Origin of the sequence: Erwinia sp. STN24 (genome assembly GCF_041320675.1) — a bacterium.
In the GTDB taxonomy this organism is placed as follows: Bacteria; Pseudomonadota; Gammaproteobacteria; order Enterobacterales; family Enterobacteriaceae; genus Erwinia; species Erwinia aeris.
In genome coordinates this window covers 34,584-47,147 of record NZ_JBGGPM010000007.1, presented here as the reverse complement: position 1 = coordinate 47,147, position 12,564 = coordinate 34,584, and the positions used below count along the sequence as shown (strand labels likewise).

General features: G+C 57.2%; 14 protein-coding genes. 7 read left to right on the top strand and 7 right to left on the bottom strand.

Annotation, left to right across the window (positions count from 1 at the left end):
• Positions 1-99: 99 nt before the first annotated feature.
• The 3 genes from nlpI (at position 100) to ACA373_RS19330 (ending at position 3,065) form a co-directional block, all read left to right on the top strand.
• Complete coding sequence (gene nlpI, locus ACA373_RS19340) at positions 100-984, top strand: lipoprotein NlpI (RefSeq protein ID WP_253457932.1); 885 nt, start codon at positions 100-102, stop codon at positions 982-984.
• 103 nt (positions 985-1,087) lie between these two features.
• Complete coding sequence (yrbN, locus tag ACA373_RS19335) at positions 1,088-1,144, top strand: protein YrbN (protein WP_106382000.1); 57 nt, start codon at positions 1,088-1,090, stop codon at positions 1,142-1,144.
• 16 nt (positions 1,145-1,160) lie between these two features.
• Entirely contained in the window at positions 1,161-3,065 is a 1,905-nt protein-coding gene (locus ACA373_RS19330; protein ID WP_253457935.1) for a DEAD/DEAH family ATP-dependent RNA helicase, read from the top strand.
• 148 nt (positions 3,066-3,213) lie between these two features.
• Here ACA373_RS19330 and ACA373_RS19325 read toward each other — a convergent pair whose 3' ends face one another.
• The 3 genes from ACA373_RS19325 to ACA373_RS19315 all read right to left on the bottom strand — a co-directional run bounded on the left by ACA373_RS19325 (position 3,214) and on the right by ACA373_RS19315 (position 6,271).
• Positions 3,214-4,221 carry a luciferase-like monooxygenase gene (locus ACA373_RS19325; RefSeq protein ID WP_253457938.1) on the bottom strand — a complete coding sequence of 336 codons (1,008 nt, stop codon included), beginning with the start codon at positions 4,219-4,221 and terminating at the stop codon, positions 3,214-3,216.
• 167 nt (positions 4,222-4,388) lie between these two features.
• A complete protein-coding gene (locus tag ACA373_RS19320) occupies positions 4,389-5,267 on the bottom strand; it encodes a U32 family peptidase (protein ID WP_253457941.1) in 879 nt (292 codons plus the stop codon).
• A gap of 8 nt (positions 5,268-5,275) precedes the next feature.
• The gene (locus ACA373_RS19315; RefSeq protein WP_253457943.1) at positions 5,276-6,271 is read right to left on the bottom strand and encodes a peptidase U32 family protein; all 996 of its coding nucleotides are present in this window, start codon (positions 6,269-6,271) and stop codon (positions 5,276-5,278) included.
• A gap of 200 nt (positions 6,272-6,471) precedes the next feature.
• Between ACA373_RS19315 and ACA373_RS19310 the strand changes: the two genes are divergently transcribed.
• Positions 6,472-6,999 carry an SCP2 domain-containing protein gene (locus tag ACA373_RS19310; RefSeq protein ID WP_301250714.1) on the top strand — a complete coding sequence of 176 codons (528 nt, stop codon included), beginning with the start codon at positions 6,472-6,474 and terminating at the stop codon, positions 6,997-6,999.
• Positions 6,993-7,496 (top strand): GNAT family N-acetyltransferase, encoded by a 504-nt coding sequence (locus ACA373_RS19305; RefSeq protein ID WP_253457949.1) that lies wholly within the window; start codon positions 6,993-6,995, stop codon positions 7,494-7,496. The genes ACA373_RS19310 and ACA373_RS19305 overlap by 7 nt, the downstream gene beginning before the upstream one ends.
• Here ACA373_RS19305 and ACA373_RS19300 read toward each other — a convergent pair.
• Entirely contained in the window at positions 7,483-7,788 is a 306-nt protein-coding gene (locus ACA373_RS19300; protein WP_253457952.1) for a GIY-YIG nuclease family protein, read from the bottom strand. The genes ACA373_RS19305 and ACA373_RS19300 overlap by 14 nt on opposite strands.
• A gap of 89 nt (positions 7,789-7,877) precedes the next feature.
• On the opposite strand from ACA373_RS19300, the gene ACA373_RS19295 reads away from it, so the two are divergent.
• Complete coding sequence (locus ACA373_RS19295) at positions 7,878-8,306, top strand: YhbP family protein (RefSeq protein ID WP_253457955.1); 429 nt, start codon at positions 7,878-7,880, stop codon at positions 8,304-8,306.
• 31 nt (positions 8,307-8,337) lie between these two features.
• On the opposite strand, the gene ACA373_RS19290 is transcribed toward ACA373_RS19295, so the two are convergent.
• Positions 8,338-8,859, bottom strand: a complete 522-nt coding sequence (locus ACA373_RS19290; protein WP_125287129.1) for a type 1 glutamine amidotransferase domain-containing protein — start codon at positions 8,857-8,859, stop codon at positions 8,338-8,340.
• A 166-nt stretch (positions 8,860-9,025) separates the two neighbouring features.
• On the opposite strand from ACA373_RS19290, the gene ACA373_RS19285 reads away from it, so the two are divergent.
• Positions 9,026-9,655 carry an NAD(P)H-binding protein gene (locus ACA373_RS19285; RefSeq protein WP_301729959.1) on the top strand — a complete coding sequence of 210 codons (630 nt, stop codon included), beginning with the start codon at positions 9,026-9,028 and terminating at the stop codon, positions 9,653-9,655.
• Positions 9,656-9,828: 173 nt separating this feature from the next.
• On the opposite strand, the gene nrdG is transcribed toward ACA373_RS19285, so the two are convergent.
• Together nrdG and nrdD are read right to left on the bottom strand one after the other, a co-directional pair.
• Complete coding sequence (gene nrdG, locus ACA373_RS19280) at positions 9,829-10,293, bottom strand: anaerobic ribonucleoside-triphosphate reductase-activating protein (RefSeq protein ID WP_301250711.1); 465 nt, start codon at positions 10,291-10,293, stop codon at positions 9,829-9,831.
• Entirely contained in the window at positions 10,290-12,425 is a 2,136-nt protein-coding gene (gene nrdD / locus ACA373_RS19275; protein ID WP_301250709.1) for an anaerobic ribonucleoside-triphosphate reductase, read from the bottom strand. Before nrdD ends, nrdG begins: the two co-directional genes overlap by 4 nt.
• Positions 12,426-12,564 lie beyond the last annotated feature (139 nt).

Genomic DNA, 12,564 nt, shown 5'->3' with positions numbered 1-12,564 from the left:
ACGCGAAGAGCTGTTCCATCGCGAGGACAGGACGACACCTTGTGCACGGCAGGCGGATGAAAGGATGATCATCCCATTGTTTGTATTTGGGAGTGGTGAATGAAGCCTTTTTTGCGCTGGTGTTTCGTTGCGACAGCTTTAACGCTGGCAGGATGCAGCAACCCGGATTGGCGTAACAACGAGGTTTTGGCTGTTCCGCTACAGCCTACGTTGCAGCAGGAAGTGATCCTGGCGCGCATGGAACAAATACTTGCCAGTCGGGCATTAACCGATGATGAACGCGCACAGCTGTTATATGAGCGCGGAGTGTTGTATGATAGTTTAGGTTTGAGAGCACTGGCGCGAAATGATTTTTCACAAGCGCTGTCTGTCAGGCCGGATATGCCGGAAGTATTCAATTACTTAGGCATATATCTGACGCAGGCAGGCAATTTTGATGCTGCCTACGAAGCGTTTGATTCTGTACTTGAGCTTGATCCAACTTACAATTACGCGCGTTTAAATCGCGGAATCGCACTCTACTACGGTGGAAGATTTAAACTAGCGCAAGATGATCTGCTGGCGTTTTATCAAGACGATCCTAACGATCCTTTCCGCAGCCTGTGGCTCTATCTCGATGAACGTGAGATGAGCGCCGACAAGGCAGAAGTGGCGCTGAAGCAGCGTTACGATAAGGCGGACAGAGACCAATGGGGATGGAATATTGTCGAGTTCTACCTGGGCCGTATCAGCGAAAAAACGCTGATGGAGAGGCTCAAGGCGGACGCAACGGATAACACCTCGCTCGCTGAACATCTCAGTGAAACCAACTTCTATTTAGGTAAGCACTACCTAAGTCTGGGGGAGAAGGACAACGCAGAAGCGTTGTTCAAGCTGACGGTTGCCAACAACGTCCATAACTTTGTTGAGCACCGATATGCATTGTTGGAGCTGGCGCTACTCGGCCAGACACAAGACGATTTATCAGAATCTGACCAGCAATAGCTGACGAACTTTTTTTGCCTGATTTTTGAAATGTCATCATCTTCACGGGTGAGGGCTTTCTTGTTCGTCGAAACCACTAATTTGAGCCGGTTCACACTTTTTGATGAAAATGACTGAATGTTTTCACGACGAGTTATGTAGACTGGCCGCCGCAATCTAAGAGGCACGTGTACTACATGACTGAAATTGAAACCACTTTTGCTGACCTGGGTCTGAACGAATCCATCCTCGAATCACTTAACGGCATGGGCTATGTTAAGCCATCTCCGATCCAGGCAGAGTGTATCCCACATCTGCTGGCGGGCCGTGACGTATTGGGTATGGCACAGACCGGTAGCGGCAAAACCGCAGCGTTCTCGCTGCCACTGCTACACAACATTGACAGCAACCTGAAAGCGCCACAAATCCTGGTGCTGGCACCAACTCGTGAGTTGGCGGTTCAGGTTGCGGAAGCCGTAACTGAATTCTCTAAACACATGCGCGGTCTTAACGTAGTGGCCCTTTACGGCGGCCAGCGTTACGACGTACAGCTGCGTGCGCTGCGCCAGGGTCCACAGGTTGTTGTGGGTACGCCTGGTCGTCTGCTGGACCACCTGAAACGCGGCACGTTAGACCTTTCTAACCTGCGCGGCCTGGTGCTGGACGAAGCCGATGAAATGCTGCGTATGGGCTTCATCGAAGACGTTGAAACGATTATGGCGCAGATCCCGGCCGATCATCAGACCGCGCTGTTCTCTGCCACCATGCCAGAAGCGATTCGTCGTATCACCAAACGCTTCATGAAAGATCCACAGGAAGTGCGTATTCAGTCAAGCCTGACCACGCGTCCTGATATCAGCCAGAGCTACTGGACCGCTTACGGTCGTAAGACTGATGCGCTGGTACGCTTCCTGGAGTCGGAAGATTTTGATGCGGCGATTATCTTCGTGCGCACCAAAAACGCCACGCTGGAAGTGGCCGAAGCGCTGGAGCGCAGCGGTTATAACAGTGCGGCCCTGAACGGCGATATGAATCAGGCGCTGCGTGAGCAGACCCTGGAGCGTCTGAAAGACGGCCGTCTGGATATTCTGATCGCTACCGACGTAGCGGCACGTGGTCTGGACGTTGAGCGTATCAGCCTGGTTGTGAACTACGACATCCCAATGGATGCCGAATCTTACGTTCACCGTATCGGCCGTACCGGTCGTGCAGGTCGTGCCGGCCGTGCGCTGCTGTTCGTTGAGAACCGTGAGCGTCGTCTGCTGCGTAACATCGAACGCACCATGAAGCTGACTATTCCTGAAGTAGAGCTGCCAAACGCAGAGCTGCTGGGTCAGCGTCGTCTGGCCAAGTTTGCCGCTAAAGTTCAGCAGCAGCTGGAAAGCAGCGATCTGGAACAGTACCGTGCGCTGCTGAGCAAAATGCAGCCTGCGGAAGAAGAGCTGGATATCGAAACGCTGGCTGCCGCGCTGCTGAAAATGGCGCAGGGCGAACGTCCGCTGATCGTACCGGCAGATCCGGCTCCACGTCCGCGTCGTGAGTTCAAAGAGCGTGACGATCGTCGCGGCGACCGTCCGGACCGTGGTCCTCGCGAAGCCCGTGATGGCGATCGTCCACGTCGTGAGCGTCGTGACGTTGGCGATATGGAAGTTTACCGTATCGAAGTGGGTCGTGATGACGGCGTTGAAGTTCGTCATATCGTTGGCGCTATCGCTAACGAAGGCGATATCAGCAGCCGCTACATCGGCAACATCAAGCTGTTTGGTACGCACTCAACTATCGAACTGCCAAAAGGCATGCCGGGCGACATTCTGTCTCATTTCACCCGCACGCGTATTCTGAACAAGCCGATGAATATGCAGCTGATTGGTGATGCGCAGCCTCGCAGCAACGATCGTGGCGGTGAGCGTCGCGGTAGCGGTGCGCCAGGTCGCGGCGGTTTCGGCGGCGCGCGTAGCGAAGGCGGACGTAGCGAAGGCGGTCGTCGTTTCAGCAACGAGCGCAGCGGTAGCGGCGAGCGTCGTCCGGGCGGCTTCAGCCGTGACGGTCGTGCGCCACGTCGTGAAGACGGCGCAGCGCCGACTCGTCGTCGTGATGCCTAATCACTGCTAGCCAGTCTGATGCCGGTCACTGAAAAGTGACCGGCATTTTTTTTGCCTTTAAGAAAGCGAATAGTTGCAGCGGGGCGAGTACGTCAGGCGGGAATCGTTTTAACAGCGGGCGAGGGAATGGCTTCCCCCGCCATTTTTGTTACAGCGAGCGGTAGGCTTCCATGGCCAGCGCAAACGAGCGCAGCCGCGCCTCTTTATCAAAAATCTGGCCGTTTACCATGATTTCATCCGCCTGGGTTTCCCGCATCAGTGCAGACAGGCCGTGACGCACTTTATCCAGATCGCCGACAATCGACATGCTTAACGCCTGCTGCACGCCATACTGCTCGGAAGGCGACCACAGGTTATCCATATTTTCCACCGGCGCAGGCAGCGGGCCCGGCTGACCGCGACGCAGATTGACGAACTGCTGCTGCATGGAGGTAAACAGGAAACGGGCATCGCGCTCGCTGTCGGCGGCGACCACGTTAACGCAAACCATCGCGTGCGGCTGCGCCAGGCGAGCCGAAGGCTTAAAGTTTTCGCGATAAAGGTGAAGCGCCTGGAACAGCATCTCGGGCGCAAAATGCGAGGCGAAAGCGAACGGCAGGCCCAGCTTCGCCGCGAGTTGGGCGCTGTAAAGGCTGGAGCCAAGCAGCCAGACGGGGATTTTCAGGCCCAGGCCCGGCACCGGCTGAACGGCAGGCGCCTCGCCCTGTTCAGCGTCGAACCAGCCGACTATCTCCGCCACGTCGGCCGGGAAGTTATCCACGTGACCGCCCATATGCCGACGCAGCGCCATCATGGTGCGCTGATCGGAGCCGGGCGCGCGTCCCAGGCCTAAATCAATGCGTCCCGGATAGAGAGATTCCAGCGTACCGAACTGCTCGGCAATCACCAGCGGTGCGTGGTTTGGCAGCATCACGCCGCCAGAGCCGAGCCGTAGCGTGCTGGTATTAGCGGCAAGATAGCCGATCAGCACCGACGTCGCCGCGCTGGCGATGCCGGTCATATTGTGGTGTTCAGCCAGCCAGTAGCGGTTGAAACCCAGTTGTTCCGCCTGCTGCGCCATCGCCAGCGAGGTATGAAAAGCGTCACGCGCGGTCGCGCCCTGAGGGATCGGGGCCAGATCGAGCACGGACAGAGAGGCAGTTTTTTTATCAGACATAATCGCTCACTTTATTTCCAGGCTACGCGCCTGCGCAAATACACAGCCTAAGCGATCTTCAGGGAAGCGGATTGGCAATTTGCAGCACTTTACGCGAGCCCGGGACGTGAAGAAAGATAAGTGTGCCTCTACCGCGCTAAACGAAATGGCGGCTGGCCGACGGCGCGTTACTCCACCAGCGTCAGACCGGCCATTTGCCGCCAGTAGCCGTTGCAGTGCTGCTGGTCAATCAGCGTTAACGGCGCATGGCCCGTTTCATTAGCGTGAAAGGCATTTATCACTTCCAGCGTGTCGGTTCCCTGCGGTGAGAAACGGACAATGTCCACCAATCCCTGCATGGAAACCAGATCGTTCCCCAAATTATAGCAGTAGCCGCTCATGGTCTGGATACCGTTCAGCACAAACACCTGCTGATCTTCCTGAGAGCGCACCGCTCTGCCGTGAGGGTAGTTAATACAACAGGTCTGGCAATCATCTTTGCTGCGATCTTCTGCGCGGGCGGTAAAGCAGCGGGCGGAGAGCGCCAGCGGCAGATAGCCGTACCCCAGCACCTCTACGTCGAACCGGCCGCGGATCCCCAGCTCTTCGCACTGGGCTAACAGCGCGCAGAGCCAGTCGCGCGAAAGCTCGACCGGCATACACCAGCGCACCATACCCAGCTTATGCAGCAGGCGCAGCGTCATGGCGTTATAACAGTTCAGCGCATGACCGGCGACAAAAGGCAGGCCCGCTTCCGCGGCCATATGCACCGTGCCCATATCGTTGGCTTCAATCAGAAATTCGCCGTTATCGACATAGCGCTTCAGCTCGGTCAGCTCGGAAGGCGACTCAACCAGCGCCAGAGTGCTTAGCGCAACCTGCTTGCCCGCGCCGACCAGTTCTTTCGCCAGCGCCATCCAGTCGGCAAATTTAACGGCGCGGCGTTTGCTGCACACCGCCTCGCCCAGATAGATAATGTCCGCCTGGCTGGCGGCGGCGGCCTGGTAGAAAGCGTACAGATCTTCTTTCGGCCAGTACCAAAGCACCGGCCCTAACGCATACTTCATGATTTTTCCTACTGCCATTGACGATGATAAGCACCCAGCGTGGTTTGCGTCCCTTCGCTCAGGGCGCTGAGCGCGGCCATCCAGTGCTGCTGCACGGCAAAATTCTGCGGATCGGCCTTGCAGCGATCGATAGCCTGTCGCCAGATTTGCGTCACCTGCTGCACATAGGCCGGGCTGCGCTGACGGCCTTCGATTTTCACCGAGGCGATATTCATGCCCAGCAGCGTGGGAAGCAGCTCAAGCGTGTTCAGGCTGGTCGGCTCCTCCAGCGTGTGGTAAGCCGTCTGCTCCACCTTATAACGGCCTTTGCACAGCGTAGGGTAGCCGGCGTTTTCCTGAGCGCCGTAGCGGTCAATCAGCACGTTATTCAGGCGGGATTCCAGCCCGTCTGGCGTTTGCTGCCAGCGAACAAAACGGGCGGGCGAGCAGGCGCCTACGGTATTAGGCGACTCGCCGGTCAGCCAGGAAGAGAGGTAGCAGCGACCTTCGGCCATAATGCACAGGCTGCCGAAAGCGAACACTTCCAGCGGCACGGGCGACGTGCGGGCAAGCTGGCGAACCTGATGCACGGAAAGCACGCGCGGCAGCACTACGCGCGCAACGTCAAAATGGCGCTGATAGAATTTTATCGCTTCGCTGTTGGTGGCCGAAGCCTGCACGGAAACGTGTCGCTCGATGTGAGGATAGCGGCTTGCTGCGTATTCCAGCATGGCGATATCGGCCAGGATCAGTGCGTCCACGCCCGCGTCGGCCGCGCTGTCTATGGCATTTTCCCAGCGGGCATAGCCGGATGGATGGGCGAAAGTATTAATCGCAACATGCAGTTTGCGTCTATGCTGATGAACGTAGCGAGCGGCCTCTTCCAGCCGTTTTGCCGTGAAGTTAAGGCCGGCGAAATGACGGGCGTTGGTATCATCTTTCAGCCCAACGTAGACAGCATCTGCGCCGCTGGCGATGGCCGCCTTCAGGGCCGGTAGATTGCCGGCAGGACAAAGCAGTTCCATATAAGATCCCGTAAGCAAGAGAACAAAGAAGTTTACGCTTCTCCACCGTGCCATTTTTTGATGCAGGGCAGTGAAAAGCGTAACGATCGCCATAATTTTTATGACGAAGCCGGCAAGGTTTGCGCACTTTGTTGATCCATCTGCCTTACAGGATCCTGCAATATGGCAAAATAGCTGAAATTTTATCTGAAGGAGTGATAATGGTGCTTAACCCGTTACGCGCGCAGCTGGTTCGCAAAGGCCCGCAGTGGCTGCGTCTGCCGCTACAATTTGCCCCCTTTGCCGCTAAAAAACATTTTTTGCAGCAGCTGCTGAGCTGGCAATTTCACTATGCACTGGCGGAAGGTGAGTTAAACTTTTTGCAGGGGCACTGGTTAGGTGTTGAAATCCGCGATCTGGGGCTGAGTTGGGCAACCACCGTTGAGCAGGGCGCGTTACGGGTGGCCGATCGGGCCGAGGCGGATGTGTGGTTTCGCGGCGACGTCAACGACCTGCTGCTGGTGGCGGCGCGTCGGCGCGATCCGGATACGCTATTTTTTCAGCGTCGGCTGGTGATTGAAGGCGATACCGAGCTGGGGCTGGAAGTCAAAAATCTGATGGATGCTATCGAGCTTGAGACTATGCCGAAGCCGCTGCGAATCGGATTGATGCAGCTGGCTGATTTTATTGAGGCAGGACTGACTGAGGACGCGGCTGCGACAGCAGATCGCGCAGGTGTAACATGTTAATTCGTACGGAAATCGGCGTCGATGCGGCCAGCATAGACAGTTTGTTGCGCCGCAGCTTTCCCACCTCCGCAGAGGCGGAGCTGGTACAGCAGCTGCGTGAAGATGGCTTACTGACGCTGGGCATTGTGGCGACCGATGATGAAGGACAGGTGCTGGGCTATGCAGCCTTCAGCCCGGTCACCCTGAATGGCGAAGACAAGCAGTGGGTAGGCCTGGCGCCGCTGGTGGTGGATGAAAGCGTACGCGACCAGCCGTTAGACAAGCAGCTGATTTACGAGGGGCTGGATACGCTTAACGAGTTCGGCTACGCCGCCGTAGTGGTGGTGGGCGATCCCGACTATTACGGGCGCTACGGTTTTGAACCGGCCGCCCGCCATCAGCTACGCTGCCGCTGGCAGGGCGGTGAAGCCGCTTTCCAGGTCTACAAGCTGGCGGATGATGCTTTTAGCGGCGTGGAAGGCCAGATCGATTTCGCGGCGCCGTTTAACCGCCAGTAAGATCGGTCAGCCAGGCTTCAAGTGAAACAGGCTGGTGCGTCACCAGCCTGATTTTTTCCTGCCGTTTCAGCTGCTTTATCCGGTATTCCAGCCTGGAGGCGCTGGCGCGGTCGCCCGCTTCGCAGTGAAACAGCAGCGTCAGCGGCCCTTTGCCGCGCAGCGCCTTCGCGCCCGTGCCCGCCTGATGCTGCTTAAAGCGTCGCGGCACATCATTAGTAATGCCGGTATAGAGCGCGCCGCCTGCTGTCTGCACGATATAAAGGTGCCATGGCGCTGTTGCCTGTGTTGCCATCCGTTATTGCCCGTCGCCAGTCGTGGCCGAAAGTTTATCAGCTCGCGCACGGCGCGAAAGGTTTTTTGCGTAGTTTTCAGGGAGTCATCATGTCCGAACCAGAGCCGTTACAGGCCATCACCCGCTATTTACAAAAGCAGCATGTGCTGTCGGTGTGCGGCGGTAGCCCCGTCTGGTGCGCCAACTGTTTTTATGTCTTTGATGCAGAGAACGTTGCGTTCTGGCTGATGACGGAGGAGAAAACGCGTCACGGCAGCCAGTTTGTCCGCGATCCACAGGTTGCAGGCACGATTAACGGCCAGCCGAAGTCGGTGATGTTAATCAAAGGCGTGCAGTATACGGGGCAGGTCAGCCTGTTGACGGGGGCGGCAGAAGAGAAAGCACGTAGGGCCTATATCAAACGATTTCCGGTCGCGGCGGCAGCTTCAGCGCCCCTTTGGGAAATTGCCGTCAGCGAGCTGAAAATGGTGGATAACGCGTTGGGATTTGGCAAAAAGCTGAGCTGGCGGCGGGAATAAAAGAACGGCCAGGCGAACCTGGCCGCTACTCTCAAACGGTTTCGAGAATGCGCAGCGATTCACGGTTGAACGCAGGCAGGTCGTCCGGCGTACGGCTGGTGACCAGCTTGTCGTTGTCCACCACCACTTCTTTGTCGTAGAAGTCGGCACCGGCATTTTTCAGATCGATAGCGATAGCCTTCACCGAGGTCATTTTGCGGCCTCGCGTGGCGTTGGCGCTAATCAGCAGCTGTGGGCCGTGGCAGATAGCGAAGATCGGCTTACCGGCATCCACAAAGGCTTTGGTGAAGTTTACAAAGCGATCGTCGCCGCGCAGGCTATCCGGCGAATGACCGCCCGGCAGCAGCAGCGCGTCGAAGTCGTCCACGTTTACATGGTCGATATCTTTATCGATCTTCACCTGGGCTTTACCCTGCTTGCCGGTGACGGTGACGCCCGCTTTTTTATCAATAGTCACAACCTGGTGGCCAGCTTTGGTATAGGCTTCGGCTGGCGAAGTAAATTCGGAGTCTTCGAATTCATCAGTGATCAGGACAGCAATCTTCTTGCTCATCTTTTCCTCCGGTTATTATTGTGAAGTCAGTTAAGCCTGGTTGAAAACACTGAAAAATCAAGCCGCGTCGAAGTAATGCGCTGCATGTTACTGATTACAGGGGGGAGTTAGCTGCCGCTAACCGCTTTGGGAGGCGAAGGCTACACTCAGTAAAAAGGAGAAACGGATGAGAGTACTGATTACCGGTGCGACCGGCCTGGTGGGACAACATCTTCTGCGCCTGCTGATTGACGATCCGCGCGTCAGCGAGATCGTGGCGCCAACAAGACGTAAGCTGCCGGAGATGAACAAGGTAACTAACCTGGTGGAGGCCGATCTCACCGACGTGCTGGGCCCGCTGCAAACGCCGCTGGATATTGTCTTTTGCTGTCTGGGCACCACGCGGCGCGAGGCGGGCAGCAAGGCGGCCTTTATCCACGTCGACTATGCGCTGGTGGTGGATACGGCCATTGCCGGTCAGCGGCTCGGCGCCAAACATCTGCTGGTGGTCAGCGCGCATGGCGCAAATATGCATTCGCCTTTCTTCTACAATCGGGTGAAGGGCGAGATGGAGAACGCGCTGCAAAAGCAGGGCTGGCCGCGCCTGACCTTAATCCGGCCGTCGCTGCTGCTGGGCGAAAGAGAAAACAGCCGCGCGGGCGAGTCGCTGATGGCGCCGCTGTTTCGTCTGCTGCCGGGCAACTGGCGCGCCGTTGCCGCCAGAGACGTCGCCGCCGTGATGCTGCGCGAAGCTTTTGCGCCAGCACGGCAGGAGGTCACCGTCATCGAGTCGTCAGCGATCCCGCACGCGCGGTAAGTGCGACCGAAACGGCATAATAATGTGACCGCTGCGTCAGCGATCTGCAAACACTGTAAGTAGCTGCTCCGCATGGAGCGGCCAGTTCGATATTTACAGCGTCCCGTCCGCGTCGGTAAATAAGATTTAGCCGTGCCGGGAAAGGCGAACGGGATAAGCAAGCCGCGCCGTCCTTAGCGCAGATAGTGGATAACCTGATTGCTGCTGCCTCGCCAGCGCAGCGCCGGATCGCGCAGCGCCTCAATAAATTTACCGTCCACCAGCACGTCAAGCAGCTCTACCACACGGCGCTGTTCTGCGCTCAGTTCCGCCAGACAGTAGCCCGTCCACAGCCAGATATCTTTTCCCGCACAGTCGCGACGCACCCGTTGTACCAGCCGGTAAATATCGGCCACGTTAGCCGGATGCAGCGGATCGCCGCCCGACAGCGACAGACCCTGGCGCGGGATGCGCGTATCGTTCAGATCGGCAATCAGCTGCTCTTCCATTTGTACGGTAAAGGGATAGCCGGAATTGAGCCGCCAGGTGCTTTTGTTATAGCAGCCGACGCACTGATGCTCGCAGCCGGCCACGAACAGCGTGCAGCGCGTACCCGGCCCGTTAACGATATCGACCGGGTAATATTGATGAATATTCACCCCAGCTGGCCTGCGGCCAGATGCTTAACGCGGCGCTTCACTTCCTCCTGCTTGCCGGCGTTAAACGGCCGCGCGTCCGGGCTGCCCAGATAGCCGCAGACGCGCCGGGTGACGGAAACGCGTTCAGGATCGTGGTTGCCGCATTTGGGGCAGGTAAAGCCCTTGCTGGTGCAGTCAAACTCGCCGGTAAAGCCGCACTCGTAGCATTCGTCGATCGGGGTATTGGTGCCGTAATAGGGCACACGGCTGTAGCTGTAGTCCCAGACATCCTCCAGCGCCTTCAGGTTATGCTGGATATTGGGATATTCGCCGTAACAGATAAAACCGCCGTTGGCGAGCGGCGGATAGGCCGCTTCGAAATCGATTTTGTCGTAAGGGTTCACCTTCTTCTCGACGTCGAGATGAAAACTGTTGGTATAGTAGCCTTTGTCGGTCACGCCTTTGACGATGCCGAACTGGGCGCGATCCAGACGGCAGAAACGGTCGCACAGGTTCTCGCTTGGCGTACTGTACAGGCTGAAGCCGTAGCCGGTTTCTTCTTTCCAGGCCTCGACCGTTTCGCGCAGGCGGCTGACGATAGCCAGCGCCTTGCGCCGCAGCTCCGCATCATCGTAAAGATGGGTTTTGCCGCCGCTCAGGGCGTTAATGGTTTCATGAATGCCGATATAGCCCAGCGAGATCGAAGCGCGTCCGTGTCTGAAAATTTCCGCCACGTTATCGTCTGCCTTCAGCCGCACGCCGCAGGCGCCTTCCATATAGAGGATCGGTGCCACGCGCGCTTTGACGTTTTCCAGCCTGGCGATACGGGTCATCAGCGCTTTTTTCGCCAGCCGCAGACGGCTGTCCAGCAGATCCCAAAAGCGAGCTTCATCACCTGCCGCCTCCAGCGCGATGCGCGGCAGATTCAGGCTAATCACGCCGATATTATTACGCCCTTCATGCACCTGTTCGCCGTTCTCTTCCCACACGCCCAGAAAGCTGCGGCAGCCCATCGGCGTTTTAAACGAGCCGGTCACTTTCACCACCTGCTCATAATTAAGGATATCGGGATACATGCGCTTGCTGGCGCACTCCAGCGCCAGCTGTTTGATATCGTAATTGGCGTCGCCCGGCGAGCGGTTCAGCCCCTCTTTGATGGCGAAGACCAGCTTGGGGAACACCGCCGTTTTATGGTTTTTCCCCAGTCCGGCAATGCGGTTGCGCAGAATGGACTGCTGCACCAGCCGCGCCGCCCAGCTGGTGCCAAGGCCGAAGCCAAAGGTCACAAAAGGCGTCTGGCCGTTGGCGGTATGCAGCGTATTCACCTCATACTCCAGCGACTGGAAGGCGTCGAAGCACTCCTTCTCCGTGCAGCTCTGCGCGTAGGCTTCCACATCGGCAATTTGCCATTTACGCGCCGCCTGCCGATGTTTTTCCCGGCTTGCCTCGACAAAAGGCGCCAGCACCTCGTCAATCCGGTTAATAGTGGTGCCGCCATAAATATGGCTGGCAACCTGAGCGATAATCTGCGCGGTCACGGCGGTAGCGGTCGAGATCGATTTAGGCGGCTCTATCTCGGCGTTGCCCATCTTAAAGCCCTGGGTCAGCATGCCTTTAAGATCGATCAGCATGCAGTTGAACATCGGGAAGAAGGGCGAGTAGTCCAGGTCGTGATAGTGAATTTCGCCGCGCTCGTGAGCCAGCACCACGTCGCGCGGCAGGATATGCTGGGTGGCATAGTGTTTGGCTACGATACCGGCCAGCAGATCGCGCTGCGTGGGGATCACCTTACTGTCTTTATTGGCGTTTTCGTTCAGCAGCGCCGGGTTGCTTTGCTCGACCAGCCCACGGATCGCCTTATTCAGCTTGCCGCGCAGCTCGCGGGCAATATCGCGGTCGTGACGATATTCTATATAGGTTCGGGCCAGCGCGGGATAGGGGCCGGCCATCAGCGCGTTTTCGACGGTGTTCTGAATAACATGGATATCCACTTCTTCCTGCGTCAGCTGCCGACAGATGTGTTCGGTCACCTGCGCGCAGTAATCATCATCATGAATAGCCGCCGCGCTGGCCGCGCCTTTTATCGCCTCCAGAATGCGTGCTTGCTCAAAAGGCGCGCGGCAGCCGTCCCGTTTAATCACTAATGAAGCCATAGCGTATCCCTGTTTCAATATCTACATATAGGTATAGCGTGGCATGATAGTATCTATATGTTGTGCTTTCCTGCGATTTAACCGCCTGGTTTTTGATTTGGAACAAAGATCGCAAAAGGGTGACGCAATGTCAGACACT

Excerpts from the sequence above, each read along its gene's own strand:
- ACA373_RS19285 (WP_301729959.1), top strand. The coding sequence starts at position 9,026 with ATGAGAGTACTGATTACCGGTGCGACCGGCCTGGTGGGACAACATCTT.
- ACA373_RS19325 (WP_253457938.1), bottom strand. The coding sequence starts at position 4,221 with ATGTCTGATAAAAAAACTGCCTCTCTGTCCGTGCTCGATCTGGCCCCG.
- ACA373_RS19310 (WP_301250714.1), top strand. The coding sequence starts at position 6,472 with ATGGTGCTTAACCCGTTACGCGCGCAGCTGGTTCGCAAAGGCCCGCAG.
- nrdD (WP_301250709.1), bottom strand. The coding sequence starts at position 12,425 with ATGGCTTCATTAGTGATTAAACGGGACGGCTGCCGCGCGCCTTTTGAG.
- ACA373_RS19320 (WP_253457941.1), bottom strand. The coding sequence starts at position 5,267 with ATGAAGTATGCGTTAGGGCCGGTGCTTTGGTACTGGCCGAAAGAAGAT.
- nlpI (WP_253457932.1), top strand. The coding sequence starts at position 100 with ATGAAGCCTTTTTTGCGCTGGTGTTTCGTTGCGACAGCTTTAACGCTG.
- ACA373_RS19330 (WP_253457935.1), top strand. The coding sequence starts at position 1,161 with ATGACTGAAATTGAAACCACTTTTGCTGACCTGGGTCTGAACGAATCC.
- ACA373_RS19290 (WP_125287129.1), bottom strand. The coding sequence starts at position 8,859 with ATGAGCAAGAAGATTGCTGTCCTGATCACTGATGAATTCGAAGACTCC.
- ACA373_RS19305 (WP_253457949.1), top strand. The coding sequence starts at position 6,993 with ATGTTAATTCGTACGGAAATCGGCGTCGATGCGGCCAGCATAGACAGT.
- ACA373_RS19295 (WP_253457955.1), top strand. The coding sequence starts at position 7,878 with ATGTCCGAACCAGAGCCGTTACAGGCCATCACCCGCTATTTACAAAAG.
- ACA373_RS19300 (WP_253457952.1), bottom strand. The coding sequence starts at position 7,788 with ATGGCAACACAGGCAACAGCGCCATGGCACCTTTATATCGTGCAGACA.
- ACA373_RS19315 (WP_253457943.1), bottom strand. The coding sequence starts at position 6,271 with ATGGAACTGCTTTGTCCTGCCGGCAATCTACCGGCCCTGAAGGCGGCC.